Raw genomic sequence first — 26,548 nt, 5'->3', positions numbered from 1 at the left:
CCAATTCTCCAGCCAATACGTTAAACTGGCGCCACTGCTGTCTGGAGCTTTTTATGCGCGAAGAGTTGAACCAAGGCCTGATCGACTTCCTCAAGGCCTCCCCTACCCCCTTTCATGCCACTGCCAGCCTTGTACAGCGCCTGGAAGCGGCGGGCTACCAGCGCCTGGACGAGCGCGAGTCGTGGAATACCGAAGCGAACGGTCGCTACTACGTCACCCGTAACGACTCTTCGATCGTCGCGATCAAGATGGGCCGCCACTCCCCGCTCAACAGCGGCATCCGCCTGGTGGGCGCGCACACCGACAGCCCGTGCCTGCGCGTCAAACCGCAGCCGGAACTGCAGCGCCAGGGTTTCTGGCAGCTGGGTGTTGAAGTCTACGGCGGCGCCCTGCTCGCCCCCTGGTTCGACCGCGACCTGTCACTGGCCGGCCGCGTGACGTTCCGCCGAGATGGCAAGGTCGAGAGCCAGCTGATCGATTTCAAGTTGCCGATTGCCACCATTCCCAACCTGGCGATTCACCTCAACCGTGAAGCCAACATGGGTTGGGCGATCAACGCCCAGACCGAGCTGCCGCCGATCCTGGCGCAGTTTGCCGGCGAGGACCGCGTGGATTTCCGCGCGGTGCTCACCAACCAGCTGGCCCAGGAACATGGGCTCAACGCTGACGTGGTGCTCGACTACGAGCTGAGCTTCTACGACACCCAGAGCGCTGCAATCATCGGCCTGCATGGCGACTTCATTGCCGGCGCGCGCCTGGATAACCTGCTGTCGTGTTATGCCGGCCTGCAGGCGCTGCTCACCGCCGAGACCGATGAAACCTGCGTGCTGGTGGCCAACGACCACGAAGAAGTCGGCTCCTGCTCGGCCTGCGGTGCCGATGGTCCGATGCTCGAGCAAACCTTGCGCCGCTTGCTGCCCGAGGGCGACGAGTTCGTCCGCACCATCCAGAAATCCCTGCTGGTGTCGGCAGACAACGCCCATGGCGTACACCCCAACTACGCGGACAAGCACGACGCCAACCACGGCCCGAAACTCAATGCCGGCCCGGTCATCAAGGTCAACAGCAACCAGCGCTATGCGACCAACAGCGAAACCGCCGGGTTCTTCCGCCACCTGTGCATGGCCGAGGAAGTGCCAGTCCAAAGTTTTGTAGTGCGCAGCGACATGGGCTGCGGCTCGACCATCGGCCCGATCACTGCCAGCCATTTGGGCGTGCGCACCGTCGACATCGGCTTGCCGACGTTTGCCATGCACTCGATCCGCGAGCTGTGCGGCAGCCATGACCTGGCGCATCTGGTGAAGGTGCTGAGCGCGTTTTACGCCAGCCACGAGTTGCCATGATGCCCTTGTAGGAGCCTGGCTTGCCGGCGATGGCGTCATCATCATCGCCATCGCCGGCAAGCCAGGCTCCTACAGGCCGGTGTTCGATTCCCCAAACCCACCTAGAATTCAAGTAACCCTTTTCGACAAGGCCGTCGCCATGATCACCATGCAATCCTTCCACGCCATGCTCATCCCGATTCTCACCGGGATGATCCTGCTGGCTATAGGCTTCAATTTCCGCGACAAGAATGCCGGCGTGTTTGCGATGTGGATTGGCATGCTGACGATCCTTGGCACTGTGGTGTTCAAGATCCTGGCCAAACTCAACGAATAAATACTCGCCCCGACTCGCATTGATTTTGGCGGGCTCGTACACTCGGTCAATCCGCTCTTCCCGAGGTTGACCGCCTAGTGTCTGTACGTCTTTTTGCCCTCCCGTATTTCCTGCTCATCTGCCTGATGACGCTGCTGCCGCTGACGCCTGCCCAGGCGGTCGGCCTGCCTGGCCTGCTAAACGGCTCGGCGAAAACCCAGCCGGAGGCGCAAGAGCCTCTCGGGCAGTCCCTCGACGAAGTGATCAAGTCGCTGGAAAACGATCAGCAACGCAGCAAGTTGCTGGCCGACCTGAAAAAACTCCGCGATGCCACCAAGCAAGCCCAGCCCGCAGCTGAACCGGGTGTACTGGGATTGATCGGCGGCACGCTGGCCAGTTTCGAGAAGCAGTTTTCCGGAGCCGATAGCCCGATCACACGCTGGTCTGAAGAATACGACCTGGCCAAGGACGAGCTGCAAGCCTTGATTGTGCCGGCCAATGAATGGCTGCCGATCATCTTCGCCTTCGCCATGATCCTCATGGTCTGGAGCCTGCTCGCCGCCGTGCTGATCTGGCTCGGCCACCGCGTACGCATGCGTTTTGGCCTGACCGAAGAGCTGCCCCAGCACCCCAAGGCGCTGGACATGTTGCGCTTTGCCCTACGCAAACTCGGCCCCTGGTTGATCGCCCTGGTCATGACCGTCTACATGACCTACGCCCTGCCCTCGTCACTGGGCAAAAGCCTGGCCATGGTCCTGGCCTATGCGCTGGTGGTCGGCACCTGCTTCTCGGCCATCTGCGTGATTGCCTTTTCCGTCCTGGACGGCCCGCACCGCCACCGCGCCTTGTACATCTTGCGGCACCAGGCCTTCCGGCCGTTGTGGCTGATCGGCAGTTTCGCCGCGTTCGGCGAGGCACTGAGCGACCCGCGGCTGGTCGAAAGCCTCGGCAGCCACCTGGCGCATACCGCGGCCACCATCGCCAATGTCCTGGCGGCGCTGTCCACCGGCCTGTTCATCCTGCGTTTTCGCCGGCCCATCGCCCACCTGATCCGCAACCAGCCACTGTCGCGCCGCCTGACCCGCCGCGCACTTAGCGACAGCATCGATATCCTCGGCACCTTCTGGTACGTACCGGCGCTGGTGTTGGTGGCGATCTCACTGTTTGCCACGTTCGTGTCGGCTGGAGATACCAGCACCGCCTTGCGCCAGTCGCTGATCTGCACCGTGCTGCTGGTGTTGTGCATGGTGATCAACGGCCTGGTACGCCGTCACTCGCTCAAGCCGCAACGCGGGGTAAAGCGCCACGCGCTGTATTCGGATCGCCTGAAAAGCTTCTTCTACACCCTGGCGCACCTGGTGGTCTGGCTGGCATTTATCGAACTTGGCCTGCGAGTCTGGGGCATGTCGCTGATTGCCTTCACCGAGGGTGAGGGGCATGAAATCAGCGTCAAGCTGTTCAGCCTGGCCGGCACGTTGATTTTCGCCTGGCTGATCTGGATTCTCAGCGACACCGCGGTGCACCACGCCCTCACCCGCTCGCGCAAAGGCCTGGCCAATGCCCGCGCGCAGACGATGATGCCGCTGATTCGCAACGTGCTGTTCGTGGCAATTTTCATCATCGCGCTGATCGTCGCCCTGGCGAACATGGGGATGAACGTCACGCCGCTGCTGGCGGGTGCCGGCGTAATCGGCCTGGCTATCGGTTTCGGCGCGCAATCCCTGGTCGCCGACCTGATCACCGGCTTGTTCATCATCATTGAAGATTCGCTGGCAATCGACGACTACGTAGACGTCGGTGGGCACCTGGGCACCGTCGAAGGCCTGACCATCCGCACGGTACGCCTGCGGGACATCGACGGTATCGTCCATACGATCCCGTTCAGCGAAATCAAAAGCATCAAGAACTACTCCCGGGAATTCGGCTATGCCATTTTCCGCGTGGCCGTGCCGTCGAGCATGGACATCGACGAAGCGATCAAACTGATGCGCGACGTCGGCCAGAAAATGCGCACCGACCCGCTGCAACGACGCAACATCTGGTCCCCGCTGGAAATCCAGGGCGTCGAAAGCTTCGAGTCAGGCAACGCCATCCTGCGCGCCCGGTTCAAGACGGCACCGATCAAGCAGTGGGAAGTGTCCAGGGCGTTCAACCTGTCGTTGAAGCGCCATCTGGATGAGGCCGGGCTGGACCTGGCGACGCCGCGCATGAGTGTGCAAGTGGTCACAGCCGGAGGCGGCCCGGTGGCGGAGTAACACTAACACCCTATCTTTTGTAGCAGCTGGCGAAGCCTGCGTCCGAATGCGCAGTATTCGCCACCCCATCAGCGAGCGCTGCGCACTCGAACGCAGCCTCGCAGGCTCGGCAGCTGCTACACGGACCGAGATGATAAAAAAGTGCAAAAAAAATCCCCGAACCAGTCGGGGATTTTTTATGTTCTTTCAATCAACCCAAGGGTTGATCAATCTTCGCGATAGCGACGCAGCTTCAACTGCTTACCGGCAACGCGAGTGTCCTTCAGCTTGGTCAGGAGTTTTTCCAGACCATCTTCCGGCAGCTCGACGAGGCTGAAGCTGTCACGTACCTGGATGCGACCGATGGCTTCACGAGCCAAACCGCCTTCATTCAGGATGGCGCCCAGCAGGTTCTTGGCAGCGATACCATCACGCGCACCCAGCGCGGTACGGCAACGAGCACGACCTTCAGCCAATGGAACCGGAGCACGACGCTCGCGATCACCACGGTCTGGACGGTCACCAGTACGCTCTGGACGATCGCCACGCGGTGCGTTGTTCGGCACCAATGGACGTTCTTTCTCGATTGCAGCCAGGGTCAACGCCTGAGCATTGGTTGCCTTGCGCAGCAGAGCAGCGGCCAGTGCACGTGGAGTGCAACCGATGTCGGCGGTCAGGCGATCCAGCAGATCACCGTGGGTCGACTCGGCGTCAGCTACCAGCGGCGACAGGCTGTTGGTCAACTTCTTGATGCGAGCATCAAGAACAGCTTGGGCGTCCGGCAGGCGAACTTCGGCAACCTTTTGACCGGTTACACGCTCGATCACTTGCAGCATGCGGCGCTCACGTGGAGTCACCAGCAACAGCGCACGACCTTCGCGACCGGCACGGCCAGTACGGCCGATACGGTGAACGTAGGACTCTGGGTCGTACGGCATGTCAACGTTGAAAACGTGAGTGATGCGCGGAACGTCCAGGCCACGAGCAGCAACGTCGGTCGCCACAACGATGTCCAGACGGCCATCCTTGAGGGATTCGATTACGCGCTCACGTTGGTTCTGGGCAATGTCACCGTTCAGCGCAGCGGCTTTGTAGCCTTTGGCTTCCAGGGCGCTGGCCAGGTCCAGGGTCGCTTGCTTGGTACGCACGAACATGATCAGCGCGTCGAAATCTTCAACTTCCAGCAGGCTCAATACAGCCGAGGTCTTCTGGTCAGCGTGAACCAACAGGTGAGCCTGTTCGATCGCGGTAACGGTCTGAGTCTTGGTCTGGATCTTCACGTGTTGCGGATCGCGCAGATGGCGTTCGGCAATGGCACGGATCGACTGTGGCAAGGTTGCCGAGAACAATACGGTCTGACGGGTTGCAGGCAGGGCCTTGAAGATGACTTCGAGGTCGTCCATGAAACCCAGTTTGAGCATTTCGTCAGCTTCGTCGAGAACCAGGTGGTTCACGGTAGCCAATACTTTTTCGTCGCGACGCAGGTGGTCGCACAGACGACCCGGAGTGGCGACAACAATCTGTGCGCCATTACGGATTGCTTTCAGTTGTGGGCCCATAGGGGCGCCGCCGTAAACGGCCACAACGGTAACGCCCGGCATTTGCTTGGCGTAGGTTTCGAAAGCGGTTGCTACTTGCAGCGCCAACTCACGGGTTGGCGCCAGGATCAGGGCTTGCGGCTCGCGCTTTGCAGGATCGATGCGATGCAGGATCGGCAGGGCGAAAGCGGCGGTTTTACCCGTACCGGTTTGCGCCTGGCCAATCATGTCGTGGCCGGCCATGATGATCGGGATCGATTGCTGCTGAATAGCCGAAGGCTCTTCGTAGCCGGTCGCGATGACGGCTGCAAGGATATTCGGATTAAGATTAAAAGCGGCGAAGCCGCCGGTTTCCTGGGTCATGGGTCTGCCTCTAAGTGCATCCGCAAAGACCCATGCTCCAAAGCTGCGCATGCCGTGTAAGACTCAAGAGTCGCCCTGGCTGCTTTGTCGGCGGGGATTTGCGAAAACGAATGAATGAAAAAGATTCGTCAAGGGAGAGTCCGCTGTGCGGACGTGCAGCCGAAGCTGACTTCGGGGAATTGCGCTACCTAAACGCGGCCCGGTTAAAGGCCGGCGCGCACTATACCGGAATTCGGGCAAAAAGGGAGCATTATTTGTCGGAAAACTAACGTATACGCCGTTGTGTCACAGGCTTTGCGCAGAATCCAACCAGGGTCTACTTTTCAAAGGCCCGGCCCTGCTGGAGATGGCGCTAAAACGGTTCACCCGAATGGCCCATCACCTATACCCCGCGCCCGGCGCCCGCCCCCTTTGCGCCACGAGGAATTACCCCATGAATCAGCCCTGCTCCAGTCGAGTCAGCCGCGAACGCCGTGGTCACGTGCTGTTGATCGGCCTGGACCGAGTGGCCAAGCGGAATGCATTTGATCTCGAGCTGCTGAACGAACTCAGCCTGGCCTACGGCGAGTTTGAAGCCGACGGCGAAGCCCGGGTGGCCGTGGTGTTCGGCCATGGCGAGCACTTCACCGCCGGGCTCGACCTGGTCAGCGCCAGCGCCAGCCTGGCCGAAGGTTGGCAGGTTCCCACCGGCGGCTGCGATCCATGGGGCATCCTGGCCGGTCCCCGGGTGAGCAAGCCGGTGATAGTCGCCGCGCAGGGCTACTGCCTGACCATTGGCATCGAGTTGATGCTGGCCGCCGATATCAACCTGTGCGCGAGCAATACCCGCTTCGCGCAGAAAGAAGTGCAGCGCGGGATCTTCCCGTTTGGCGGCGCCACACTGCGCCTGCACCAGGTTGCGGGCTGGGGCAATGCGATGCGCTGGCTGCTGACCGGCGACGACTTTGATGCCCATGAAGCGTTGAAGCTGGGGCTGGTTCAGGAAGTCATGGCCAGTGAGGATTTGCTGCCACGGGCGATTGAGCTGGCGGAACGGATCGCCCGGCAGGCGCCGCTCGGGGTTCAGGCAACCCTGCTGTCGGCCCGACAGGCGCGTTATGAAGGTGAAACAGCGGCGGCGCAGGGGCTAGCGCCGCTGGTGAAGCAGTTGTTGGGCAGCGAGGATGCCAAGGAGGGTGTGCGCTCGATGCTGGAGAAGCGCCCGGGGGTCTTCAAGGGCTGCTGAAATCTCGCAGTTAACACGACTCCTGTAGGAGCTGCCGAAGGCTGCTCCTACAGTGCAAGCTCACAACCTTCAGGTGGCCGGGCGAATCACCTTGATCAGCGACTGCAACGAATACCCCAACCGCGGCGCCAGCTCTTCGGCCCGGGCGACCAGGCCATCCAGGTCCAGCTCCTGATCCAGCTCCGACGGCACCAGCAGAATCACATTGCCCTCTTTGACCGGCAGCTCCCAGTAATGCCGATGATAGAGCCCGCGCAGCAAAGCGGCGCCCAGCGGTTTACCGTCGTCGGTGGCCCACTGGTTGATCACCAACCAGCCCCCCGGATTCAGGCGCTTCTGACAGTTTTCCAGAAAGCTCCAGGCCAGGTGGCCAACCCCCGGCCCGACATCGGTATAAAGGTCGACGAAAATCAGGTCTGCGGGCTCTGCAGTATCGAGCAACTCCAGCGCATCACCGACCCGGATATACAGCCGGGGATCATCATCCAACCCCAGGTATTCGATGGCCAGGCGCGGCACATCGGGGCGCAGCTCAATGGCTTCGACGTCTTCCAAAGGCAGGAATTTCAGGCAGGCCTGGGTCAACGTACCGGCGCCCAGCCCCAGGAACAGCGCACTCTCCGGCTGCTCATGGCACAACGCACCAATCAGCATCGCACGGGTGTAATCGTATTCGAGCCAGCTCGGGTCGGCGGTGAATACGCAACTCTGTTCGATGGCGTCACCGAACTCGAGAAATCGGTAATCCGCCACTTCCAGCACACGTATCACGCCGAACTCATCCTGTACTTCGGCGAGCAGATGCTCGACGCGCTCCTCGGTCATTTCCTCTCCTGATCGTCATCGGGCCTGCAGCGCGGGGAAACAGCAGTGCAGTCAACCGCAGATGCGGCTGCAAAGGCGCGATTGTCCTTGAAGCGACGGGAACAGGTCACGCACTAATTGCTGATAACATGAGGACCCGAGCGTAAAACTACCGAGACCGTGATGAGCCAACCCTGGAGCCCTGACAGCTGGCGCGCCCTGCCGATCCAGCAACAACCTGCCTACCCCGATGCGGCACATTTGCTGCAGGTCGAGCAAACCCTGGCCAGCTATCCGCCGCTGGTGTTTGCCGGTGAAGCGCGGGAGTTGCGTCGCCAGTTTGCCGAAGTGACCCAGGGCCGGGCGTTTCTGTTGCAGGGCGGAGATTGCGCCGAGAGTTTTGCCGAGTTCTCCGCAGCGAAGATTCGCGACACCTTCAAGGTGCTGCTGCAGATGGCGATCGTCATGACCTTCGCCGCCGGCTGCCCGGTGGTCAAGGTCGGGCGCATGGCCGGGCAATTCGCCAAACCCCGTTCGGCCAATGATGAAACGATCGGCGGTGTGACGTTGCCGGCCTACCGTGGGGATATCGTCAACGGCATCGGCTTCGACGAAAAGAGCCGCGTGCCCGACGCGGAACGCCTGCTGCAGTCCTACCACCAGTCCACCGCCACCCTCAATCTGCTGCGCGCGTTTGCCCAAGGTGGTTTTGCCGACCTGCATCAGGTGCATAAATGGAACCTGGACTTCATCGCCAATTCGGCACTGGCTGAAAAATACAGCCACCTGGCCGATCGCATCGATGAAACCCTGGCGTTCATGCGCGCTTGCGGCATGGACAGCTCGCCACAGCTGCGCGAGACCAGTTTTTTCACCGCTCACGAAGCCTTGCTGCTGAACTACGAAGAAGCCTTTGTACGGCGCGATAGCCTGACCAACGACTACTACGACTGCTCTGCGCACATGCTGTGGATCGGCGACCGCACCCGTCAGCTGGACGGTGCTCACGTCGAGTTCCTGCGTGGTGTGAACAATCCGATCGGGGTCAAGGTCGGCCCGAGCATGAACCCCGACGATCTGATCCGCCTGATCGATGTGCTCAACCCCGAAAACGATCCGGGCCGCCTCAACCTGATTGCCCGAATGGGCGCCAACAAGGTCGGTGACCACTTGCCGGCATTGATCCGCGCCGTGCAGCGCGAGGGCAAGCAGGTGCTCTGGAGCTCCGACCCGATGCATGGCAATACCATCAAGGCCAGCAGCGGCTACAAGACCCGCGATTTCGCGCAGATCCTCGGCGAAGTGAAGCAGTTCTTCCAGGTTCACCAAGCCGAAGGCAGTTATGCCGGCGGGATTCATATCGAGATGACCGGGCAGAATGTGACCGAATGCATTGGTGGCGCGCGCCCCATTACCGAGGATGGCCTGTCGGACCGGTATCACACCCATTGTGATCCACGGATGAATGCTGACCAGTCGCTGGAATTGGCGTTTTTGATCGCCGAGACGTTGAAGCAGGTTCGGCGGTAAGCCTGCAGGTTTTTTATTGCCCAGATACCGTCATCGCGGGCAAGCCTTGCTCCCACAGGAGCTAGCCACATTATCTGTGGTGTAAACGACTCTTGTGGGAGCAAGGCTTGCCCGCGATGACGGTATGTCAGACGCAACCAATCCTCGCCAATACCTCGCGCAACCGCCCCGCACTCTCTCTCTGGCAATTCAACTGCACCCGCTCAAGCCCCAACCAATCAGCCATGCGCCGCAGATTCAACGCCAGTGCGAACATCCCCTCATCATCCAGCCCCGGCTCTTCCTCGTGCACTGCATGCACAGCCAACCGCCCCAACGCTCGCTCGGCACGTAAATCGACCCGCGCCGCGATGCGTTCGTTGTGCAGGAATGGCAGCACGTAATAGCCATACACGCGCTTGGCTTGCGGCGTGTAAATCTCCAGGCGGTAGCGAAAATCGAACAGGCGCTCGGTGCGACTGCGCTCCCAGATCAATGAATCGAAAGGCGAAAGCAGCGCACTGGCTTCAACCTTGCGCAACACCCTTGCCTGCGGCAAGCAGTAAGTGGTTTGTTTCCAGCCCTGCACTTCACAGATCAGCAACTCGCCCGACTCGACCAACTCCGCCAGGCGCGCACGAGCATCGCCGGGGTTGAGCCGGAAGTAATCGCGCAAGTCCTTTTCAGTCGCCACGCCCAAGGCACTCGCTGCGTGTTTAAGTAGTGCGCGTTGAGCCTCTGCTTCCGAAAGCAGGGGTTGCCGCAGGATGGCCGAAGGAATGACTCGTTCTGGCAAGTCGTACAGTCGCTCGAATCCGCGCCGTCCGGCGACGGTGACTTCACCGGCGGCAAACAACCATTCCAGTGCGTGTTTTTCCGCGCTCCAGTCCCACCATGGTCCGGCACGATTCTCGCGGGTTGACAGGCTGCCTGCGCCCAACGCGCCAAGCTGCTGAACCGAGCCAAGCACCCGGCGAATGGTGTCCTGCTGCTCGCGACCAAATCGCGCCAGCTGCTGATAGATGTCTTCGCCACGGGAGGCCCGCGCCATCCTCCAGCGCATCATCGGGAACATCGACAACGGCAGCAACGAGGCCTCATGCCCCCAGTATTCGAACAGCGTGCGGCGCCGGCCCGAACTCCAGGCCGCCTGGTCGAGCAAGTCTGGCGAATAATTGCCCAGCCGCGAAAACAGCGGAAGGTAGTGCGAACGCACCAGGGCATTGACTGAATCGATCTGCAGAATACCCAGCCGTTCGATCAATCGATTGAGCTGGGTCGATTTGACCAGGGCCGGCGGCTGACGCCCGCCGAAACCCTGGGCGCTCAACGCCAGGCGCCTGGCTTGCAGCAAGGAGAAGTGCGAGGAGGTAGGCATTCAACGACTCGTGTAGAGGTCTGTGCCCACCTTAGCGGTCCGCAGATGAAACGCCAATGGCGTCAACTCATCGCTTGAGTGGATCATCCCAGAATGGCCGGGTACATTCGCGCCTGACGTCAGATCGACTCAAGCCGATATCCCGCAGACAGTCATCACTCAAACGCGCCAGCTCGGCGCGATCCCTGCTCAGTTGGCGCCAACGCCCGATCTGGGAAGTTATCCCAGACAATGCGCTGGAAAAGGAAATGAAGTTACCTGGTCTTGCGATCAACATCCGTTTCATGATGGTGCTCCTCAACATCGAGGCGACATTTTTCAGGGGCTGCTTGCCATGTTCCAGCGATTGAATATGACCGCCTGTTGCCGCCCATGAAAAACCCCATTCCCCGGGCTTTCGCCGCGTGTCATGGGGTTGTGACCAGGCATGTACGATGGGCATTACCCATCATTTACCGTTGCTCATCGGGTCCTGCCAGAAGTGCCGCTCTGCTTCCTGCGTCACGTCCGCGCGACTCAGGCCAATGTCCTTCAAGGCCTCATCGCTCATGCCCGCCAGCATCTCCCGTTCGCGGTGCAGTTCGTACCAGCGGGTCAGCTTGTGCAGCAGATCCGATACGACATGGATGGAGTGTTTTTCGACTGCGTTGACAGCGTGTTGACCTTTCATCTTGTTGCCCTCCGTTTGGGATGGCTCAAGTGTCGCGCTGGCGCTAAGATCAATCCAACGAATGTTTCTTATGCAATACATCTCGGAGATTGATGTATGTCGGCCTACCCAAGTATCGATACCGAAGTGCTGCGCACCTTCGTCGCCATCGCTGACCAGGGTGGCTTCACCCGCGCGGGCGAGCAGGTCAATCGCACTCAATCGGCCGTGAGCATGCAAATGAAACGGCTTGAAGAGGACGTGCTGCAGCGCCAGCTCTTTCAACGCGACGGGCGCCAGGTGCGGCTGACAGCCGAGGGCCAGGTGCTGCTGGGTTACGCCAGGCGCATCCTCAAGCTGCACAGCGAGGTGTTCAACACCCTGCGCGAACCACACATGGTGGGCATGGTGCGAATCGGCACGCCGGATGACTATGTGATGCGTTTTCTGCCGGGGATCCTGCGGCGCTTTGCCCAGTCCTATCCGCTGATCCAGATCGAGGTGCATTGCGAACCATCAAAACAATTGTTGCTGCGCCAGGATCTTGACCTCTCAATCGTCACCCGCGAACCCGGTAACGAAATCGGCCAACTGCTGCGCAAGGAGCGTTTTGTCTGGGCTGAAGCCCAATGTTTCAGTGCCCACGAGCAGACGCCGTTACCACTGGCAATGTTCAACAGCGATTGTTTCTGCCGCTTATGGGCGTGCAATGCACTGGATGCCATGGGCCGTGATTATCGGGTGGCCTACAACAGTTCCAGCCTGTCGGCGATCATGGCAGTGGTCAGCGCCGGCCTGGCGGTGACCGCGCAGCTGGAAAGCCTGATCACCCCGGACATGCGCATTCTGGGTGAGGCCGAAGGTTTGCCGCAGCTGCCCGAGGCCAGCATCATGCTGGTGCGCAACCTGCACACCCCCTCGCCCATCACCGAATGCCTGGCAGAACATATAGTCGACGGTTTTAAACTTTAAACGCGAGCATCACCGCACAGAGCACCAGAAAACCGCAGAACAATCCGCGCAGCAGGCGCTCCGGCATCGCATGGGCAATCTTCACTCCCCAGCTGATGCTCAAAAGGCCGCCGATGGCCAACGGCACGCCGATCATCCAGTCCACTTGATGGTGTACGGCGTAGGTCACCAATGTCACGCCGGTGCTGGGCAGCGCCAAGGCCAGGGACAATCCCTGGGCAACGACCTGAGTAGTACCGAACACGCTGGTCAACACCGGCGTTGCCACCACCGCCCCACCGACTCCGAACAGACCGCCCATGGTCCCGGACGCTGCGCCAAGTACACCCAGCCAGTGCCATGAATAGCGCATTTGCGCAGTGGCTGGCGGGTTGCTGGTGAACATTCGGACAAGGTTATAGGCCGACAGGGCGACCAGGAATGCGACAAATCCGGCGCGCATGGATTGCGCATCAATGCCTACCGCCCAGATCGAGCCGATCCAGGCAAAACAGAAGCCCATCACGGCCAGCGGCAGCGCGTGGCGCAACTCGATGCGGTTGCGTTGGTGATAACGCCTAAGGCCAGCATCACGTTCGGTACCACCATGACCAGTGCCGTACCTTGGGCAATTTGCTGGTCGAGCCCGAAAAAAACCCCCAGCAATGGAATCGCGATCAACCCGCCGCCGATGCCAAACAGCCCTCCCAAGGTGCCCAGGGCCGCGCCAAACAGCAGATACATCAAGAACTCAATCACGATCACATTCCTGTCGAAGTCAGGGGTTCATGCTACGCATTCATGGCTGGCAGTGAAACGCACAGCAACGCACAATGGCTGTGCCAAATCCGCATAAGCGCCTGATGATGAACCCCAACCAGTTAACCGAACAGCTTGCGCTGTTCCTCGATGTGCTGGAAACCGGCAGTTTTTCCGCCGCTTCCCGCCGATATCCGCTGACACCCTCCGCAGTGGCCCGGCGTATCGATAGCCTGGAAAACGCCGTCGGCAGCCAGCTGTTCATTCGCAGCACCCACGCGGTGCGGGCGACGCCGGCAGGCCTGGCGTTTGCCGAGCGTGCACGGCGGATCGTCACGGAACTGCGCCTGGCGCGGGCCGAAGCCGTTTCCCTGAGCAGTGCACCGGAGGGCTTGATCCGCATTGATGCACCTGCCGCGTTCGGGCGGCGGCATCTGGCGCCGGTGATTGCAGACTTCCTGATGCTCTACCCTGGCCTCGACGTGCAACTGCATCTGATCGACAGTTTTGTCGATATGCAGGGCTTGAACCTGGGCAAGGTCGACCTGGTGCTACGCGCCGGGCAAATGGCCGACACCCGCCTGGTTGCCACGCCACTGGCGCGCATGGTGCGCATCGCCTGTGCGAGCCCGGCCTACCTCAAGCATCGTGGCGTACCGAGCGACCCGGCGCAGCTGATCGAACATGACGGCCTGGACTGGGACGGCCTGGCTCCGCCCTTCGCCTGGCGCTTCGAACGTGACGGTCAGCTGCAACTGCACCGCCCGGCGCGCATCCGCATGAGTGCCAACAATGCCGAGGCGTTGGTGTGCGGCGCGCTGGCCGGGCTGGGCATCGCCCATTTGCCCACCTGGCTCGCCAGCGAATACCTGCTGCGCGGCGAACTGCAACCGCTGTTTTGCGACAGCGGCCTGCCGGCTCCGGAAAGCACGGGGATCTACGCGTTGCGCCTGGAGCAGCAACCCAACCCACGCAGTCGTTTGCTGCTGGAGTACCTGAAGACCCGTTTCAGCCCGATACCTCCATGGGATCTGGCGCTGCAGAACAATCTGGGCCGGCACTGACCGCGAATTATCTGGCGCATTAAAGATTCGCCCACTAGATTGATGACGATCACTGATCAAGGTTTTGAAATGACTGACAAGCGCAACACCCCGGATAACTGTGACCACCTGCTGCTGGACAACCAGGTGTGTTTCGCCCTGCACTCCACTTCGCTGATGATGACCAAGGTTTACAAACCGCTGCTGCAGGCTCTGGGCCTGACCTATCCGCAGTACCTGGCGATGCTGGTGTTGTGGGAGCGCGATGGCTTGACCGTGAGCGAGATCAGCGCCCGGCTGTTGACCGATCCCGGATCGCTGACGCCGCTGCTCAAGCGCCTTGAAGTCGAGGGTTTGCTCAGCCGTACCCGCAGCCGCGAGGATGAGCGGGTGGTGATTGTCGAGTTGACCGGGCCAGGCCGCGCGTTGCGGGACCAGGCGCGGGATATTCCGCAGTGCATCCTGGGGGCGAGTGGGCAGACCTTGCAGCAGCTGCAGAAACTGCAGGCAGAGTTGCAGGAGTTGCGCAGTCACTTGCAGGATAGCCTCTGAAAGCGCGCACAATGTGCGAGCAAGCCTTTGTGGGAGAGCAAAGCTTTATGGGAGCAAAGCTTGCTCCCGATGGCGTCCTAAGGATCAACACAATTGTGTAGGATCCCGGCGATAACAATTTTCGAAATTTATCTTGCGCGCTAACTATTAGCGCGATACATTCATTTCGCACTTACTTAGCGCGCAAACAGTTAGCGCGAAATCCATCAGATCTGGCGAGGCTTTCATCATGCAAACTCTCTACACCGCAATCGCAACCTCCACTGGCGGCCGTGATGGTCGTGCGGTTTCCAGCGACAACGTCCTCGACGTCAAGCTCGCCACTCCTAAAGAGCTCGGCGGTGCCGGCGGCGCTGCGACTAACCCCGAGCAACTGTTCGCAGCCGGCTACTCCGCCTGCTTTATCGGCGCCCTGAAATTCGTGGCCAGCCAGACCAAGCGCAGCATCCCCAACGACGCGTCAATTACCGCCCATGTCGGCATCGGCCAGATCCCTGGCGGTTTTGGTCTGGACATCGACCTGCATATCAGCTTGCCGGGCCTTGAGCAGGCCGATGCGCAGTCGCTGGTGGATGCCGCTCACCAGGTATGCCCGTATTCGAATGCGACCCGTGGCAATGTGGATGTGCGTCTGCATGTGACGGTTTAAGCGCCAGCTATCTTTCAAGCAGACACAAAAAAGCCCGACTCAATGGTCGGGCTTTTTCATTCCTCAAGCTGTGCTTATTTAGCACGGCCTTTGTAGGAACCGCCTTCGCGGGTATCGATCTCGATCATGTCGCCGATTTCGATGAAGTCAGCAACCGACAGCTCGGTACCGTTCTTCAGTTTGGCAGGCTTCATCACCTTGCCGGAAGTGTCACCGCGAGCGGAACCTTCGGTGTAGTCAACCTGACGCACGATAGTGGTCGGCAGCTCTACGGAAACCAGACGCTCTTCGAAGAAGATCGCTTCGCAAACATCGGTCATGCCTTCTTCAACGAAAGGCAGAACGGCTTCGATGTCTTCAGCGTTCAGCTCGTACATGGTGTAGTCAGTGGTGTCCATGAACGTGTAGGTGTCGCCGCTGATGAACGACAGGGTCGCTTCTTTGCGGTCGAGGATTACGTCGTCCAGTTTGTCGTCGGCGCTGTAAACGATCTCGGTCTTGTAACCGGTCAGCAGGTTTTTCAGCTTGGTCTTCATGATCGCGCTGTTACGACCGGATTTGGTGAATTCAGCTTTCTGAACCAGCCAAGGATCGTTTTCGAGACGGATCACGGTACCGGGTTTCAGTTCTTTACCAGTTTTCATTGCGAATATCCGAATTTGGATGGGATTTACAAAAATCTAGGCCGCGTATCATATCCAATTTACATAAAACTGTACCAGCGCCGCGGCAAGATCATCTTGCAAGGCCTGTTCCAGACACCACGCTTCGGCGTGATGCTGCAGTTCTGGCGCGCATTTGCGGGTGGCATGCCAGTGATCGGTCATTGTTGCACCGTGATTCCAGGCTCGCCACAGACCGCTGATCGCCTCACTCGCCGCTGGCGACAGGCCTTTGGTGTACAAAGTGAGGAAAGCTTCGAGCTTGTCCAGGTGGATATCTTCGTCCTGCCGATAGATGTGCCACAGCAGCGGACGACCCGCCCATTGGGCGCGCACGAACGAGTCCTCGCCGCGCACAGCATTAAAATCGCAGCTCCACAGCAGCAGATCGTATTGATCCTGTCGGACGAATGGCAGCACCTGCACGGTCAAAGCGTCGCGCACATGCACGTCGCCTGCTGCGAGCCCTGCAACGCCGAGCCAGCGTTCGACGTCGCCAAGGATCCGCCCTTCGGGCACCAACATGTGCGAGGGTGTCGAATCGCTCGCAAGGCAATCAAGCCAGCTGGCCAACCCGGCATTCTCATAGGCGAACAGCGATATCAACTGGCTACCCGGGACTCGATCGATGCCCAGGCTGCGCAGGAAATCGCTCTGGGCTTGGGCATCTTGCTGGAATTGCCGGCGTCGCTCGAGCAAGTCGCGCTCGCGCAGCAAGCCGCCCGTGTCCTTGCGAAACCCCGGGAAGAAAAAGTACTTCTGCACGTGGCGGTATTTAACCGAAGGCAAACCGTGGCAACCCACCACCCAGTCTTCGGCGCTGAGGTAATCAAGGTTTAGCCACAGGGGTGACTGCTCGCGCGCAGCCATGGCATCCATGTAAAGCGTCGGCAACTGACAGGCAAACGCGGCGATCACCACATCAGCCGCCTCGACCGGCTGCCATTGCGCAGGCCAGTGTCGCACCTCCACCCCTTGTTGCCATTGCTGCGCCAGCTGGATGTCGATCTGCGGGCACATCCGCTCGAAGGCACGCAGGTCATCGACCCACAGGCGCACCTGTACCGAATGCTCGGCTACCAGTTGCCGGGCCAGCCGCCACGTCACCCCGATGTCGCCATAGTTGTCGACCACGGTGCAGAAGATGTCCCAGCGGGTGTTCGTTTCAGGCATTCCAGGCTCCCGTTGGCAAAGGTGGCGATTGTCCGCATAAATTACCCCGCGCAGAAGAGCCGACGGCGATTAATCTTCATGCGACAATCGCCCATCGCTCGCAACCAGCCGCCAGGAGGCCGCCATGCCCTACCGCCCCAACCCGCGCCGCGCACTTGCCGTACGACTCAACGTGCTGCAACTGAGTGCCAGCATTGCCTTGGGCCTGTGGCTTGGATTCCTCGCCATCGCGCTGACCTGCTGGCTGGCCTCACGCCTGTTGTTCAGCACGCAGTTGGCACCCGTGGCTGCAGCAGTGGAACAACTCGCCAGGCCGCCGGTGCCGGAGGTGACGCAACCGCGGCCCGACATTCCGCCGCAGAGTCCGCTGTTCGAGCAATACGAGGAGAACCTGCGCAAGAACGAGCAACAGCAACGACTGGATCAGGCCCGTGGCAGCAGCCGCAACCTGGCCAACCCGAAATGCCAGTTCTGGCTGCAGCAGGACCAGAACGCACCGAGCGAAAAAAGCCGCGCCAACGTCCAGCAATTCTGCGATTGATGAAACCCGCCATGCACAAGAAAACCGTTCACCAATTGATACTCGACAAGCTGCGCATCGATCTCGACATCGCCGAACGCGCGGCGCAGACCGCCTATGAGACCGCCACACACGAAGAAAATATCGCCGAGAACAAATACGACACCCTGGGCCTGGAAGCGTCTTACCTTGCTGCGGGCCAGGCCAGGCGCGTAGAAGAAATCAGGCAGTCACTGGCCCTGTGCCAGAACCTGAACCTGCGGGCCTATGACGAACAACGCGGCATTGAAGTCGGTGCCTTGCTGGGGTTGGAGGACGAGAAAGGTCGCGAGCAGTGGCTGTTCCTCGCGCCCGACGCGGCCGGGTTGAAGATCGATATGGTGGGGCAGATCATTACCGTCATCACCCCCCGCTCGCCCCTGGGCAAAAGCCTGCTGGGCAAGTTCGAAGGGGACGAAGTGGACATTCTGGTGGCGGGAACCCGGCAACAGTTTGCTGTCACCGAGGTGTTCTAGACCGGGGATCAATGCACCGGCAATTCGACTCCGTCGAACAGCTCTTCCAGCTCCTGCTTGTTGTGGCACTGGATCGCCTTGGCCATGACTTCGCGAGTCAGGTGCGGCGCGAATTTCTCGATGAAGTCGCACATGAACCCGCGCAGGAAAGTGCCGCGACGGAAGCCGATCTTGGTGATGCTGGACTCGAACAGATCGCTGGCATCGAGCATCACCAGATCACTGTCGAGCTTGGCGTCGACGGCCATCTTCGCCACGATACCGACGCCCAGGCCCAAGCGAACGTAAGTCTTGATCACGTCGGCGTCGGCAGCGGTAAATACTACTTTCGGTGTCAGGCCACGGTGACTGAACGCTTCGTCGAGCTTCGAGCGGCCGGTGAAGCCGAACACATAAGTCACGATCGGGTATTCGGCCAGCGCTTCGAGGGTCAGCTTCGACAGCTTGGTCAACGGGTGGCCCTGGGGCACGACCACGCAGCGGTTCCAGCGGTAGCACGGCATCATCACCAGGTCGCCGAACAGTTCCAGCGCTTCGGTCGCTATCGCAAAATCCACGGTGCCGTCTGCGGCCATTTCGGCGATCTGCATCGGCGAACCCTGGTGCATGTGCAGGGCCACATCGGGGTATTGCTTGATGAAGTTGCTGATCACCGGCGGCAATGCGTAGCGCGCCTGGGTATGGGTGGTGGCGATCGAGAGGGTGCCCTTTTTCTCGTTAGAGAATTCCTGGGCGATCTGCTTGATGCTTTCGACTTTGCGCAGGATCTCGCCAGCGGTGGTGATGATGCGCTCGCCGGCCGGGGTAACGCGAGTCAGGTGTTTACCGCTGCGGGCGAAGACCTCGACGCCCAGTTCGTCTTCCAGCAGTCGGATCTGTTTACTGATGCCCGGTTGCGAGGTGTATAGGCTTTGGGCTGTAGCTGAAACGTTGAGGTCGTGGTGCGCCACTTCCCAGATGTAGCGCAATTGTTGAAGCTTCATATGAATCCCTCAAAGCAGGTAGACGCCACGGGCATCAGCGACGGTATATAACTATATTAATGGTTTGAAGAATAAATCTAGAACTTTTTATCAGTGTGCCACTATTCGTGTCCTAGCGATCCCCTTGCCGACGACGCTCAACCAGCGGCACCAGGTAGACCGGCACCCTCGCCAGTTGCAACACCCGCGCAGCCGTGCGGCCCAATGGCGTTTCCGCACCCGCACCGTGGCTGTGACTACCTACGATCAGTAAATCCACAGAGAGTTTCTGCGCCTGTTCGAGAATCACCTGCGAGGGGTCGCCCTGGATCACCCGCACCGCCTGGATTCGCGCCAGGTCCTGGTCCCCCTCCTCTCCCAGCTCCTCGCGAAAGCTGTCGAGTACCCGCTGCTCGATATTGGCGATTACCGTATTCAGGCCCTGGCTGTGGAAATCGTTCAACGCCTGCTCATCAAGGTAGCTCTGCAATACCGACTCGGCGAACAGGCCCATCGGCTCCACCGCATGCACTACATACAAGTCGGCATCGAATGTCCGAGCCAAGGCCAAGGCGTGCTGCATCACTAACGGTGCGTACAGGCCGAGGTCGGTGGCATACAGCATCGAACGAATCATATGACCTCCTCGTCTGCCAACATGGCGGAGATTGATTCAGCTTAGCAGTGCCTTGGCGAGTACGGCGGCCGGCGTAACGCATTGAACGGCGGGCTTAAACTTTTTGCTCATTGCTTATGCCATGGGGCACATGACCGGTGGCCACCACTTCCCGGGCCAACTCGCAATGCCCGGCCTGATCGTCGAAAAACACATCGGCGGCGAAGGCTTCGAGAAAAGCCGACTTGGTCAGGCCGCCAAGGAACAGCGACTCATCGAGGCGGATATCCCATTCGCGCAACGTGCGGATCACCCGTTCATGAGCGGGCGCCGAACGTGCAGTCACCAGGGCAGTGCGGATCGGACAGGCGTCATCCGGGAATTCACGCTGCAGCAAATTAAGAGCCGCAAGAAAGCCCTTGAACGGTCCGCCGCGCAACGGTTCCCGGGCGGACTCGCGCTCACTGGCTTGAAAGGCTTCCAGACCACCAGCCTGGTACACCCGCTCGGATTCATCGGAAAACAGCACCGCGTCACCGTCGAAGGCGATGCGCAGTTCGTCGCTGGCCGCGCGGCTGGCACCGCCGGACAGGATTGTCGCCGCAGCAAAACCGGCGTCCAGCGCACTGCGCACGTCTTCGGCATGAGTCGACAGGAACAGGTCGCAACCGAACGCCTTGAGGTAGGGATAAGGACTGCGCCCGCCGACAAATGCCGCACGCGAAATCGCCAGGCCATAATGGTGGATCGAGTTGAACACCCGCAGCCCGGTGTCTGCACTGTTGCGCGACACCAGGATCACCTCGACCCGGGCGCGACCCAGGCTGTTGTTGAGGTTGAGCAGTTTCTGCACCAGGGGAAATGCATCGCCGGGTTCGAGGATTTCGTCTTCGTGCTCGATCTGGTACTGCCGATACGCTTCCACGCCGCTGGACAAGTACACCTTATGGCTTTCGCTCAGGTCGAACAGCGCTCGCGAGGAAATCGCCAGCACCAGTTTGTCATCGATATTCTTCGCCATACCTTCCCTCTCTGGATGATCGACTCAAACGGCATGTCGATCGATGAAAGCCAAACTGCGAAACAGGGCTTCGATTCGCGGCAAGTCGCAGCCTGCCGCCTTCGCGGCAGCCAGGGGCCGGGCGTAAATCGCCTCCAGCTCCAGAGGCCGCCCATGCAGGTGGTCGTGGTACATGCTCGGCCAATAATCGGGCATCCTCTCGGTCATCGTGAACAGATGCTCGGCGTACCCGGCGGGCACCTGATACCCGCACGCGGTGGCGCCCTGCACCACTTCGGCCATCAACGCCTTGATCAATTCCCGGCTGTCGGCATCGGCCATCAACGGCGTGGTGCTCGCGCGGAGCAGCACGGAGAGCCCGTTGTAGGGGATATTCCAGACCAGTTTCTGCCAGCGAGCCTGATGCAGGTTGGACATGGCCTGGGAATCGATGCCGGCGTCGTGGAATAGCCCGGCACCCTCTTCGACTATGGCCCGGCGCGACTGCGGGTCGGCGGCTGGGCCGCTGTGGTAGCCGACGTGCACCGCGCCAAGGGCTTGATGAGTAATGATTCCGGGCGCCTCGCGGTGGACGCAGATGTAGCAGAGCCCACCGAGCACATGCAGCGAATCCGAAAGCGATTGGCGCAGGCTGTCTTCGACATCCAGGCCATTTTGCAACAGCAGCACCTTGGCGTTTGGGGCGGCTGCTCCAACGATGGTCGCCGCCAAGTCGGCGTTACTGGTAGTTTTTGTCCCGACCAGCAACCAGTCACAGGGCGGCATGTCCTGCGCCGAGGAGTAGGCCTGGACCGGGTAAACGTTCAGCGTGCCATGCTGTGCACTGCGCACTTGCAGGCCACGCTCGGCCACGGCGTGGAACTCGCTACGTAACAGAAAGTGCACATTGAAACCGGCCCGCGCCAGCATCGCTCCGTAAAATCCACCGATCGCCCCGGTGCCGATAATGCCGATTGTCGGCTTGGCTACTGCTCCCATCAAGGCAACTCCTCCGCTGTTCTGGTCAGCGCCACGGCCACCGCTTCGTTAAGCTCGGTCGCATCAAGGCGCGCATTCACTGCCCCGAAGAACTCACCGTCGCGCACTACAAACAGCGCTGGCAAGTGAAAAACCTGGTAACGCTCGACCACGCCGCCATTGCTGCCGGCGTCGATCCAGCACAGCCGATCTATCGCCAGCTGCAACTGGGGCAATCGGGCGCGGGCAAACCGGCAACTGGCGCAGCCGACGCTGGTGAAAATCACCAGGGAAATGCCGCCAAGCGCCAGCAGCCGTTGGTCGGCATCGAAATCGGTCAGTTCCGATTCGACCACTATACTGGGGGAAACACAGTCAGATGACCGACACATGGAGTCCGTGTTCATGGGACGTTTTCTTCCTCACCCTGACGATGTGCCCGTTGAATTAACGTTGCTCAAACATGAATGCATATCACGGCAACGGCTGCACACTATCAGCCTCGGCGGCATGGCTTGCAATTACCACCGCGCGTGGCGCCATGGCACGGCGCTGGAAGTGCGCATGCCAACCCTCAACCCGGACCTGCGCTACCTGGGCTATGTAGCCTGGTGCCTGCGCCGCAAGCGCGGCTACCTGGTGGGCATTGCGTTCGTCGACGAGCAGATGCTGTTCAGCGCAAGAATGGGCGAGCAGGCTTGCCAGATCGAGCGCTATTGCCGTCTGCATGAGCCGCAAAGCGAGCGTCAGGACAATCAGGCCCTGGCGCTTGAGTGGGTCCAGCAGCATGCCGACGAGTTCTCCCACGACACGGTGTGTAAGGCTTTTGCACAGCCTGTGCTGGATTAAAGCCACTTCTGCCCATTGTCGAGCCACGGTGTAACGCGCTAAGGTTCCGCTCCCCGACGCGCTTAATTTGCTGTGCTCCGCCGCGCGGGTTCGCTGGCGGCCGGCACCCGTGACCTGACGAGTAAACGATGGCTGATTTACCGATCAACGACCTAAACGTCGCCTCCAACGAGACGCTGATCACTCCTGACCAGCTCAAGCGTGATATTCCCCTGAGCGACGCTGCCCTGAGCACCGTCACCAAGGGTCGCGAAGTCATTCGCAACATTCTTGATGGGACCGACCACCGCCTGTTCGTCGTTATCGGGCCTTGCTCGATCCACGACCTCAAGGCCGCCCACGAATACGCCGAGCGCCTCAAGGTGCTGGCCGCTGAAGTGTCCGATACCCTGTATCTGGTCATGCGCGTGTATTTCGAGAAGCCACGCACCACCGTTGGCTGGAAGGGCCTGATCAACGATCCATACCTGGATGACTCCTTCAAGATCCAGGACGGCCTGCACATCGGTCGTCAATTGCTGCTGGACCTGGCGGAGATGGGCCTGCCCACCGCCACCGAAGCCCTGGACCCGATCTCCCCGCAGTACCTGCAGGACCTGATCAGCTGGTCGGCCATCGGCGCGCGCACCACCGAATCCCAGACTCACCGGGAAATGGCCTCCGGCCTGTCCTCGGCTGTCGGCTTCAAGAATGGCACTGACGGTGGCCTGACCGTAGCAATCAACGCCCTGCAGTCGGTTTCCAGCCCGCACCGTTTCCTGGGGATCAACCAGGAAGGTGGCGTGTCGATCGTCACTACCAAGGGCAATGCTTACGGTCATGTGGTCCTGCGCGGTGGCAATGGCAAGCCCAACTACGACTCCGTCAGTGTCGCGCTCTGCGAGCAGGCGCTGAACAAAGCGAAGATCAAGCCGAACATCATGGTCGATTGCAGCCACGCCAACTCCAACAAGGACCCGGCCCTGCAACCGCTGGTGATGGAGAACGTCGCCAACCAGATCCTCGAAGGCAACCAGTCGATCATCGGCCTGATGGTCGAGAGCCATCTGAACTGGGGTTGCCAAGCCATCCCCAAGGATCTGGCCGATCTGCAATATGGCGTTTCGATCACCGATGCCTGCATCGATTGGTCTGCCACCGAGACCACCTTGCGCAGCATGCACGCCAAGCTCAAGGATGTGTTGCCAAAACGCTCTCGCAACTGATCGCGGCCAAGCTGATCAGTAAAAGTCGAGCATAAAAAAACGCCGGGGGAGCCCGGCGTTTTTTTTGCGTTGCGTTTACTGGCTCAGCTTGGCGGCATGCCGCTGGTGACGTTCCATGTAACGCTCGACATAGGAGCACGATGGAATGACCGTGTAGCCCATTTCCTCGGCGTATTGCAGCGCCTGCTCGGTCAACGCTGCGGCGATACCACGACCACGCAGCGCGTTGGGCACAAATGTACGATAAATATCCAGGGTCTGTTTACCCAGGTCCATATAGGTCAGGTAGGCACGATGACCGTCCACATTGGTCTCGAACTGATGACCAGCCTGGTCATGGTGGATGGACAACGCCTCGCTCATCACTACTCCTCGCGGGTCTTGAATTCTGACCCCTACCTTACCGATGTTTTTCCGGCGAAGGAACATCTACGCCACCCCGTGCCTGAAAGGACACCGAGAAGAGCCGCACCAATCTCGCGCAACCGGGCACGTACAAATAGTAGGCACCATTGGCAAAAATGCTCAAGGTACGCTCGTCATCACGCAGGTTGGCGGGTGCTGCTCCGGGGTGAGGCAGGGACTTCTGGACCAGGGATTCCCCGCGGTCGATTACCTGAACATTGCCGGATGTTGAGACTTAAGACGAGCGCCCGTTGTTAAAGTCACCTCAACTAGCAGAAAGATATGCGAGGCGCTGCTCAAATCCCGAACAAAAGAGTAGACGAAATCATTTAGAAAGACTTTAGCCAAGACCGCAAAAACAGCGCTGGGGTCCGGGAACTTTTTCCGGGCGGCTCGCTCAGATCGGGGCTTGCAGCTGGATATTTTTTAAACAACGCAGTTAAAAGTTGCTCGAAAAAGAATCAACGCCTACAATTTTTTTTGCTTCTTGCTACACGTCAGTTTACTTACTACAAGTAATGGGTAGTATGTACGCCGGCTATTTCCTCACTCTGAGGAGACAGCTACTTAATAGAAAGTCCTTGAAGGGGAACACGATGAACAACGTTCTGAAATTCTCTGCTCTGGCCCTGGCCGCAGTTCTGGCTACCGGTTGCAGCAGCGCATCGAAAGAAACCGAAGCACGTCTGACTGCTACCGAAGACGCAGCAGCTCGCTCCCAGGCTCGTGCAGACGAAGCTTACCGTAAAGCTGATGAAGCTCTGGCTGCTGCTCAAAAAGCACAACAGACTGCTGACGAAGCTAACGAGCGCGCTCTGCGCATGCTCGACAAAGCTAGCCGCAAGTAATAGTCCTTCGGGATTGTTATCAAGCCGACCCATTTTTTGGGTCGGCTTTTTTATTGCCCGAATTTTCCTGCGGGCAATAAAAAACCCGTCGACGCGATTCACGTCGACGGGCTGTTAGAGACGCTTACTGCTGCAGGTCGATCGGCGAACTGCTCACCATCGGCGCCGCGCCATTGGGTATGGCGATCTCCACTGGCAAGCCATCTTCGGCGGCAACTACATCACGCACCACGTCCCAGTTCATGCGCAGGTTGTTGGTGATGTCCTCACGCTTGAGCATCGCGTTGATCACTGCCGTGTGCTTGTCGACCACCGACGGGTTGCCGTTGTCGTCCAGCGGCGTATGCGCCTCGAGGTAGACCTTGCCGCCACTCACGCCGAACTTGTACGGGTCGTTGATGATGCGCACGGAGGTGCCCACCGGCACCATGCTCGCCATTTCCAGGACGTTGTTGTTGAACATGCGGAAGCAGCCATGGCTGGTGCGCATACCGATACCAAATTTCTTGTTCGAGCCGTGGATCAGGTAGCCCGGGGTGCCCAGGTTGAACTTGAACGGGCCCAGTGGGTTGTCCGGACCCGCCGGCACGACGTTCGGCAGCGGATCACCATCGGCAAGGTGCTCGGCCTTGATCGACGCCGGCGGCGTCCAGGTCGGGTTGGGGGTCTTGGCAGTGATCGTGGTGTGGGCAATCGGTGAGCCCCAGCCTTCACGGCCAATGCCCAACGGAAAGGTGTACACCACGTCCCGACCTTTTGGATAGTAGTAGAGACGGTATTCGGCCAGGTTGATCACGATGCCTTCACGCGGCCCCGGCGGCAGGATGAAGCGCGTCGGCAAGATGATTTCGGTGCCGGCGCCAGGCAGCCAGGCGTCAACGCCCGGGTTGGCGGCGACCATTTCCGAATAGCCCAGGTCGTAGGCGGTACCAAGGTCGGCGAAGGTATCTTCGTACTTGGCCTTGATCACTTGGACCTGGCCAATGATGTCTTCACCGGGTGGCGGAAGAGGCAACTCCAAGGCTGCCACGGGACCTGCGGCACAGAGCGCGGCAAGTGTCAGGCAGCGGGTGACGGCGGGAAAGCGCGGCAACATCCGGAAAATCCTTCGCATGATCGACAAGGGTATAAGAACGCGATTGTACACTGGCGCTTCGGTATTCGGGGAGTCGCACCGATAGAGCGCGCGTTGGCTGGGGGCTTGCTGGGTGGGGTGTTTGGTTTTTTGGAAACCCCTGCTAACGAATTTACCCCTGGGCTTTTGGGATGGTTGGGCGTGTGGGATCTGTTGGATCTGCTGGATCTGTTGGATCTGTTGGATCTGTTGGATCTGTTGGATCTGTTGGATCTGCTGGATCTGTGGGGTCTGTGGGATCTGTGGGGTCTGTAGGGTCTGTAGGGTCTGTGGGTCTGTGGGTCTGTGGGAGCAAAGCTTGCTCGCGATGGCGGTTTCAGGTGTACATATCCGGTTTTGCGGTCATGGCTTGTATTGGTTCCGCCCTTACGGCGGGTTACTTTGAAAA

At 59.9% G+C, this 26,548-nt stretch carries 29 protein-coding genes and 1 pseudogene; 15 read left to right on the top strand and 15 right to left on the bottom strand.

Features of this window, described 5'->3' with window-relative positions:
• Window positions 1-53: 53 nt before the first annotated feature.
• From ORL50_RS18255 to ORL50_RS18245, 3 genes are all read left to right on the top strand, one after another.
• Complete coding sequence (locus ORL50_RS18255; protein ID WP_266017030.1) at window positions 54-1,343, top strand: M18 family aminopeptidase; 1,290 nt, start codon at window positions 54-56, stop codon at window positions 1,341-1,343.
• A gap of 139 nt (window positions 1,344-1,482) precedes the next feature.
• Complete coding sequence (locus ORL50_RS18250; RefSeq protein ID WP_163019418.1) at window positions 1,483-1,659, top strand: hypothetical protein; 177 nt, start codon at window positions 1,483-1,485, stop codon at window positions 1,657-1,659.
• Window positions 1,660-1,736: 77 nt separating this feature from the next.
• Window positions 1,737-3,893, top strand: coding sequence for a mechanosensitive ion channel domain-containing protein (locus ORL50_RS18245; RefSeq protein WP_266017028.1), 2,157 nt, complete (start codon window positions 1,737-1,739; stop codon window positions 3,891-3,893).
• A 206-nt stretch (window positions 3,894-4,099) separates the two neighbouring features.
• On the opposite strand, the gene ORL50_RS18240 is transcribed toward ORL50_RS18245, so the two are convergent.
• Entirely contained in the window at window positions 4,100-5,773 is a 1,674-nt protein-coding gene (locus ORL50_RS18240; RefSeq protein WP_007943712.1) for a DEAD/DEAH box helicase, read from the bottom strand.
• Window positions 5,774-6,206: 433 nt separating this feature from the next.
• Here ORL50_RS18240 and ORL50_RS18235 point away from each other — a divergent pair, with 433 nt between their 5' ends.
• Window positions 6,207-6,998: a crotonase/enoyl-CoA hydratase family protein gene (locus ORL50_RS18235; protein WP_266017025.1), complete on the top strand. Its 792-nt coding sequence runs from the start codon at window positions 6,207-6,209 to the stop codon at window positions 6,996-6,998.
• A 69-nt stretch (window positions 6,999-7,067) separates the two neighbouring features.
• Here ORL50_RS18235 and ORL50_RS18230 read toward each other — a convergent pair whose 3' ends face one another.
• The gene (locus tag ORL50_RS18230; protein ID WP_266017023.1) at window positions 7,068-7,823 is read right to left on the bottom strand and encodes a spermidine synthase; all 756 of its coding nucleotides are present in this window, start codon (window positions 7,821-7,823) and stop codon (window positions 7,068-7,070) included.
• Window positions 7,824-7,985: 162 nt separating this feature from the next.
• Here ORL50_RS18230 and ORL50_RS18225 point away from each other — a divergent pair, with 162 nt between their 5' ends.
• A complete protein-coding gene (locus ORL50_RS18225) occupies window positions 7,986-9,332 on the top strand; it encodes a class II 3-deoxy-7-phosphoheptulonate synthase (RefSeq protein ID WP_266017020.1) in 1,347 nt (448 codons plus the stop codon).
• A 127-nt stretch (window positions 9,333-9,459) separates the two neighbouring features.
• Here the strand turns inward: ORL50_RS18225 and ORL50_RS18220 are convergent, their stop codons facing one another.
• The 3 genes from ORL50_RS18220 to ORL50_RS18210 all read right to left on the bottom strand — a co-directional run bounded on the left by ORL50_RS18220 (window position 9,460) and on the right by ORL50_RS18210 (window position 11,359).
• On the bottom strand, window positions 9,460-10,689 hold the full coding sequence (locus ORL50_RS18220; protein ID WP_266017019.1) for a winged helix-turn-helix domain-containing protein: 1,230 nt from the start codon (window positions 10,687-10,689) through the stop codon (window positions 9,460-9,462).
• Window positions 10,690-10,756: 67 nt separating this feature from the next.
• The gene (locus ORL50_RS18215) at window positions 10,757-10,966 is read right to left on the bottom strand and encodes a DUF1127 domain-containing protein (RefSeq protein ID WP_266017183.1); all 210 of its coding nucleotides are present in this window, start codon (window positions 10,964-10,966) and stop codon (window positions 10,757-10,759) included.
• Window positions 10,967-11,137: 171 nt separating this feature from the next.
• A complete protein-coding gene (locus ORL50_RS18210) occupies window positions 11,138-11,359 on the bottom strand; it encodes a DUF1127 domain-containing protein (protein WP_266017017.1) in 222 nt (73 codons plus the stop codon).
• Between the two features lie 96 nt (window positions 11,360-11,455).
• Between ORL50_RS18210 and ORL50_RS18205 the strand changes: the two genes are divergently transcribed.
• Window positions 11,456-12,310 carry a LysR family transcriptional regulator gene (locus ORL50_RS18205; protein WP_266017015.1) on the top strand — a complete coding sequence of 285 codons (855 nt, stop codon included), beginning with the start codon at window positions 11,456-11,458 and terminating at the stop codon, window positions 12,308-12,310.
• Here the strand turns inward: ORL50_RS18205 and ORL50_RS18200 are convergent.
• Window positions 12,300-13,048, bottom strand: a pseudogene (locus ORL50_RS18200) (sulfite exporter TauE/SafE family protein). The gene ORL50_RS18205 and the pseudogene ORL50_RS18200 overlap by 11 nt on opposite strands.
• Before the next feature lie 107 nt (window positions 13,049-13,155).
• Here ORL50_RS18200 and ORL50_RS18195 point away from each other — a divergent pair.
• The 3 genes from ORL50_RS18195 (at window position 13,156) to ORL50_RS18185 (ending at window position 15,292) form a co-directional block, all read left to right on the top strand.
• Window positions 13,156-14,112, top strand: coding sequence for a LysR family transcriptional regulator (locus ORL50_RS18195; protein ID WP_266017182.1), 957 nt, complete (start codon window positions 13,156-13,158; stop codon window positions 14,110-14,112).
• A gap of 69 nt (window positions 14,113-14,181) precedes the next feature.
• Complete coding sequence (locus ORL50_RS18190) at window positions 14,182-14,643, top strand: MarR family winged helix-turn-helix transcriptional regulator (protein WP_266017014.1); 462 nt, start codon at window positions 14,182-14,184, stop codon at window positions 14,641-14,643.
• Window positions 14,644-14,872: 229 nt separating this feature from the next.
• Window positions 14,873-15,292, top strand: a complete 420-nt coding sequence (locus ORL50_RS18185; protein ID WP_266017012.1) for an organic hydroperoxide resistance protein — start codon at window positions 14,873-14,875, stop codon at window positions 15,290-15,292.
• A 74-nt stretch (window positions 15,293-15,366) separates the two neighbouring features.
• On the opposite strand, the gene ORL50_RS18180 is transcribed toward ORL50_RS18185, so the two are convergent.
• Window positions 15,367-15,936 (bottom strand): elongation factor P, encoded by a 570-nt coding sequence (locus tag ORL50_RS18180; protein ID WP_007943632.1) that lies wholly within the window; start codon window positions 15,934-15,936, stop codon window positions 15,367-15,369.
• A 48-nt stretch (window positions 15,937-15,984) separates the two neighbouring features.
• A complete protein-coding gene (gene earP / locus ORL50_RS18175) occupies window positions 15,985-17,127 on the bottom strand; it encodes an elongation factor P maturation arginine rhamnosyltransferase EarP (RefSeq protein ID WP_266017007.1) in 1,143 nt (380 codons plus the stop codon).
• Window positions 17,128-17,251: 124 nt separating this feature from the next.
• Here earP and ORL50_RS18170 point away from each other — a divergent pair, with 124 nt between their 5' ends.
• Together ORL50_RS18170 and ORL50_RS18165 are read left to right on the top strand one after the other, a co-directional pair.
• Entirely contained in the window at window positions 17,252-17,668 is a 417-nt protein-coding gene (locus tag ORL50_RS18170; protein ID WP_266017006.1) for a hypothetical protein, read from the top strand.
• Between the two features lie 11 nt (window positions 17,669-17,679).
• On the top strand, window positions 17,680-18,162 hold the full coding sequence (locus ORL50_RS18165) for a GreA/GreB family elongation factor (protein ID WP_266017004.1): 483 nt from the start codon (window positions 17,680-17,682) through the stop codon (window positions 18,160-18,162).
• Window positions 18,163-18,170: 8 nt separating this feature from the next.
• Here the strand turns inward: ORL50_RS18165 and cysB are convergent, their stop codons facing one another.
• From cysB to ORL50_RS18140, 5 genes are all read right to left on the bottom strand, one after another.
• Window positions 18,171-19,145, bottom strand: a complete 975-nt coding sequence (gene cysB, locus ORL50_RS18160; protein WP_008148549.1) for an HTH-type transcriptional regulator CysB — start codon at window positions 19,143-19,145, stop codon at window positions 18,171-18,173.
• Window positions 19,146-19,257: 112 nt separating this feature from the next.
• Complete coding sequence (locus ORL50_RS18155) at window positions 19,258-19,761, bottom strand: universal stress protein (RefSeq protein WP_266016997.1); 504 nt, start codon at window positions 19,759-19,761, stop codon at window positions 19,258-19,260.
• Window positions 19,762-19,855: 94 nt separating this feature from the next.
• Window positions 19,856-20,761, bottom strand: a complete 906-nt coding sequence (locus ORL50_RS18150; RefSeq protein WP_266016995.1) for a 5'-nucleotidase — start codon at window positions 20,759-20,761, stop codon at window positions 19,856-19,858.
• Window positions 20,762-20,785: 24 nt separating this feature from the next.
• Window positions 20,786-21,742: a putative 2-dehydropantoate 2-reductase gene (locus ORL50_RS18145; RefSeq protein ID WP_266016993.1), complete on the bottom strand. Its 957-nt coding sequence runs from the start codon at window positions 21,740-21,742 to the stop codon at window positions 20,786-20,788.
• Window positions 21,739-22,125: a thioredoxin family protein gene (locus tag ORL50_RS18140; RefSeq protein WP_266016992.1), complete on the bottom strand. Its 387-nt coding sequence runs from the start codon at window positions 22,123-22,125 to the stop codon at window positions 21,739-21,741. The genes ORL50_RS18145 and ORL50_RS18140 overlap by 4 nt, the downstream gene beginning before the upstream one ends.
• Between ORL50_RS18140 and ORL50_RS18135 the strand changes: the two genes are divergently transcribed.
• Both ORL50_RS18135 and ORL50_RS18130 read left to right on the top strand, forming a co-directional pair.
• Entirely contained in the window at window positions 22,124-22,567 is a 444-nt protein-coding gene (locus ORL50_RS18135) for a PilZ domain-containing protein (RefSeq protein WP_266016991.1), read from the top strand. The two genes, ORL50_RS18140 and ORL50_RS18135, sit on opposite strands and share 2 nt — an antisense overlap.
• A 128-nt stretch (window positions 22,568-22,695) precedes the next feature.
• Window positions 22,696-23,772 (top strand): 3-deoxy-7-phosphoheptulonate synthase, encoded by a 1,077-nt coding sequence (locus ORL50_RS18130; protein WP_266016990.1) that lies wholly within the window; start codon window positions 22,696-22,698, stop codon window positions 23,770-23,772.
• Window positions 23,773-23,847: 75 nt separating this feature from the next.
• Here ORL50_RS18130 and ORL50_RS18125 read toward each other — a convergent pair whose 3' ends face one another.
• The gene (locus ORL50_RS18125; RefSeq protein ID WP_020800382.1) at window positions 23,848-24,135 is read right to left on the bottom strand and encodes a GNAT family N-acetyltransferase; all 288 of its coding nucleotides are present in this window, start codon (window positions 24,133-24,135) and stop codon (window positions 23,848-23,850) included.
• Window positions 24,136-24,773: 638 nt separating this feature from the next.
• On the opposite strand from ORL50_RS18125, the gene oprI reads away from it, so the two are divergent.
• A complete protein-coding gene (gene oprI, locus ORL50_RS18120) occupies window positions 24,774-25,025 on the top strand; it encodes an outer membrane lipoprotei OprI (protein WP_003199355.1) in 252 nt (83 codons plus the stop codon).
• 124 nt (window positions 25,026-25,149) lie between these two features.
• Here the strand turns inward: oprI and ORL50_RS18115 are convergent, their stop codons facing one another.
• Window positions 25,150-26,121, bottom strand: a complete 972-nt coding sequence (locus tag ORL50_RS18115; protein ID WP_266016986.1) for a L,D-transpeptidase family protein — start codon at window positions 26,119-26,121, stop codon at window positions 25,150-25,152.
• Between the two features lie 93 nt (window positions 26,122-26,214).
• Here ORL50_RS18115 and ORL50_RS18110 point away from each other — a divergent pair, with 93 nt between their 5' ends.
• Window positions 26,215-26,415 carry a hypothetical protein gene (locus tag ORL50_RS18110; protein WP_266016984.1) on the top strand — a complete coding sequence of 67 codons (201 nt, stop codon included), beginning with the start codon at window positions 26,215-26,217 and terminating at the stop codon, window positions 26,413-26,415.
• Window positions 26,416-26,548 lie beyond the last annotated feature (133 nt).

Source organism: Pseudomonas sp. RIT-562 (assembly GCF_026241895.1).
In the GTDB taxonomy this organism is placed as follows: Bacteria; Pseudomonadota; Gammaproteobacteria; order Pseudomonadales; family Pseudomonadaceae; genus Aquipseudomonas; species Aquipseudomonas mandelii_F.
Note: the sequence above shows the minus strand (reverse complement) of the source record. Positions and strands in the feature narration are given on the sequence as shown.

What these genes read in the sequence shown, in the direction of transcription:
- ORL50_RS18210 (WP_266017017.1), bottom strand. Translation starts at nt 11,359, where the DNA reads ATGAAAGGTCAACACGCTGTCAACGCAGTCGAAAAACACTCCATCCAT.
- oprI (WP_003199355.1), top strand. Translation starts at nt 24,774, where the DNA reads ATGAACAACGTTCTGAAATTCTCTGCTCTGGCCCTGGCCGCAGTTCTG.
- ORL50_RS18230 (WP_266017023.1), bottom strand. Translation starts at nt 7,823, where the DNA reads ATGACCGAGGAGCGCGTCGAGCATCTGCTCGCCGAAGTACAGGATGAG.
- ORL50_RS18135 (WP_266016991.1), top strand. Translation starts at nt 22,124, where the DNA reads ATGGGACGTTTTCTTCCTCACCCTGACGATGTGCCCGTTGAATTAACG.
- ORL50_RS18180 (WP_007943632.1), bottom strand. Translation starts at nt 15,936, where the DNA reads ATGAAAACTGGTAAAGAACTGAAACCCGGTACCGTGATCCGTCTCGAA.
- ORL50_RS18220 (WP_266017019.1), bottom strand. Translation starts at nt 10,689, where the DNA reads ATGCCTACCTCCTCGCACTTCTCCTTGCTGCAAGCCAGGCGCCTGGCG.
- ORL50_RS18190 (WP_266017014.1), top strand. Translation starts at nt 14,182, where the DNA reads ATGACTGACAAGCGCAACACCCCGGATAACTGTGACCACCTGCTGCTG.
- earP (WP_266017007.1), bottom strand. Translation starts at nt 17,127, where the DNA reads ATGCCTGAAACGAACACCCGCTGGGACATCTTCTGCACCGTGGTCGAC.
- ORL50_RS18155 (WP_266016997.1), bottom strand. Translation starts at nt 19,761, where the DNA reads ATGATTCGTTCGATGCTGTATGCCACCGACCTCGGCCTGTACGCACCG.
- ORL50_RS18125 (WP_020800382.1), bottom strand. Translation starts at nt 24,135, where the DNA reads ATGAGCGAGGCGTTGTCCATCCACCATGACCAGGCTGGTCATCAGTTC.
- ORL50_RS18130 (WP_266016990.1), top strand. Translation starts at nt 22,696, where the DNA reads ATGGCTGATTTACCGATCAACGACCTAAACGTCGCCTCCAACGAGACG.
- ORL50_RS18235 (WP_266017025.1), top strand. Translation starts at nt 6,207, where the DNA reads ATGAATCAGCCCTGCTCCAGTCGAGTCAGCCGCGAACGCCGTGGTCAC.
- ORL50_RS18250 (WP_163019418.1), top strand. Translation starts at nt 1,483, where the DNA reads ATGATCACCATGCAATCCTTCCACGCCATGCTCATCCCGATTCTCACC.
- ORL50_RS18165 (WP_266017004.1), top strand. Translation starts at nt 17,680, where the DNA reads ATGCACAAGAAAACCGTTCACCAATTGATACTCGACAAGCTGCGCATC.
- ORL50_RS18225 (WP_266017020.1), top strand. Translation starts at nt 7,986, where the DNA reads ATGAGCCAACCCTGGAGCCCTGACAGCTGGCGCGCCCTGCCGATCCAG.
- ORL50_RS18185 (WP_266017012.1), top strand. Translation starts at nt 14,873, where the DNA reads ATGCAAACTCTCTACACCGCAATCGCAACCTCCACTGGCGGCCGTGAT.
- ORL50_RS18195 (WP_266017182.1), top strand. Translation starts at nt 13,156, where the DNA reads ATGAACCCCAACCAGTTAACCGAACAGCTTGCGCTGTTCCTCGATGTG.
- ORL50_RS18170 (WP_266017006.1), top strand. Translation starts at nt 17,252, where the DNA reads ATGCCCTACCGCCCCAACCCGCGCCGCGCACTTGCCGTACGACTCAAC.
- ORL50_RS18205 (WP_266017015.1), top strand. Translation starts at nt 11,456, where the DNA reads ATGTCGGCCTACCCAAGTATCGATACCGAAGTGCTGCGCACCTTCGTC.
- ORL50_RS18240 (WP_007943712.1), bottom strand. Translation starts at nt 5,773, where the DNA reads ATGACCCAGGAAACCGGCGGCTTCGCCGCTTTTAATCTTAATCCGAAT.
- cysB (WP_008148549.1), bottom strand. Translation starts at nt 19,145, where the DNA reads ATGAAGCTTCAACAATTGCGCTACATCTGGGAAGTGGCGCACCACGAC.
- ORL50_RS18150 (WP_266016995.1), bottom strand. Translation starts at nt 20,761, where the DNA reads ATGGCGAAGAATATCGATGACAAACTGGTGCTGGCGATTTCCTCGCGA.
- ORL50_RS18255 (WP_266017030.1), top strand. Translation starts at nt 54, where the DNA reads ATGCGCGAAGAGTTGAACCAAGGCCTGATCGACTTCCTCAAGGCCTCC.
- ORL50_RS18215 (WP_266017183.1), bottom strand. Translation starts at nt 10,966, where the DNA reads ATGTTGATCGCAAGACCAGGTAACTTCATTTCCTTTTCCAGCGCATTG.
- ORL50_RS18140 (WP_266016992.1), bottom strand. Translation starts at nt 22,125, where the DNA reads ATGAACACGGACTCCATGTGTCGGTCATCTGACTGTGTTTCCCCCAGT.
- ORL50_RS18115 (WP_266016986.1), bottom strand. Translation starts at nt 26,121, where the DNA reads ATGTTGCCGCGCTTTCCCGCCGTCACCCGCTGCCTGACACTTGCCGCG.